Here is a 1057-nt window from a genome sequence, read left to right on the forward strand (position 1 = left end):
CAGGACGGAAAGACCCCATGGAGCTTTACTGTAGCTTGATATTGAGTGTTTGTACAGTTTGTACAGGATAGGTAGGAGCCGTAGAGATCGGAACGCTAGTTTCGATGGAGGCGTTGGTGGGATACTACCCTAACTGTATGACCACTCTAACCCGCGCCACTAAGCGTGGCGGGAGACAGTGTCAGGTGGGCAGTTTGACTGGGGCGGTCGCCTCCTAAAGTGTAACGGAGGCGCTCAAAGGTTCTCTCAGAATGGTTGGAAATCATTCGTAGAGTGTAAAGGTATAAGAGAGCTTGACTGTGAGATTGACAAATCGAGCAGGGACGAAAGTCGGACTTAGTGATCCGGTGGTTCCGTATGGAAGGGCCATCGCTCAACGGATAAAAGCTACCCTGGGGATAACAGGCTTATCTCCCCCAAGAGTCCACATCGACGGGGAGGTTTGGCACCTCGATGTCGGCTCATCGCATCCTGGGGCTGTAGTCGGTCCCAAGGGTTGGGCTGTTCGCCCATTAAAGCGGTACGCGAGCTGGGTTCAGAACGTCGTGAGACAGTTCGGTCCCTATCCGTCGTGGGCGCAGGAAATTTGAGAGGAGCTGTCCTTAGTACGAGAGGACCGGGATGGACATACCTCTGGTGTACCAGTTGTGCCGCCAGGCGCATCGCTGGGTAGCTATGTATGGACGGGATAAACGCTGAAAGCATCTAAGTGTGAAGCCCCCCTCGAGATGAGATTTCCCATTCCTTTATGGAAGTAAGACCCCTGAAAGATGATCAGGTAGATAGGCTAGGAGTGGAAGTACAGCGATGTATGGAGCGGACTAGTACTAATCGGTCGAGGACTTAACCAAAGGTGCAATGTGAGGCTTTTGAAATGAAGATATTACTTATTATGCAGTTTTGAGAGAACGAAGTTCTTCTCAGTGCTTAGGCACAAAATAGTGTGGTGGCGATAGCAAGAAGGATACACCTGTTCCCATGTCGAACACAGAAGTTAAGCTTCTTAGCGCCGATAGTAGTTGGTGGGAAACTACCTGCGAGGATAGGACGTTGCCGC

General features: G+C 51.1%; 2 rRNA genes. Both read left to right on the plus strand.

The annotated features are described in order from the left end of the window. A 23S ribosomal RNA gene (locus FC20_RS09550) occupies window positions 1-851 on the plus strand; the annotation flags it as partial. Between the two features lie 91 nt (window positions 852-942). Continuing rightward, a 5S ribosomal RNA gene (rrf, locus tag FC20_RS09555) occupies window positions 943-1057 on the plus strand; the annotation flags it as partial.

The organism is Lactobacillus equicursoris DSM 19284 = JCM 14600 = CIP 110162, from assembly GCF_001434815.1.
Taxonomy (GTDB): domain Bacteria; phylum Bacillota; class Bacilli; order Lactobacillales; family Lactobacillaceae; genus Lactobacillus; species Lactobacillus equicursoris.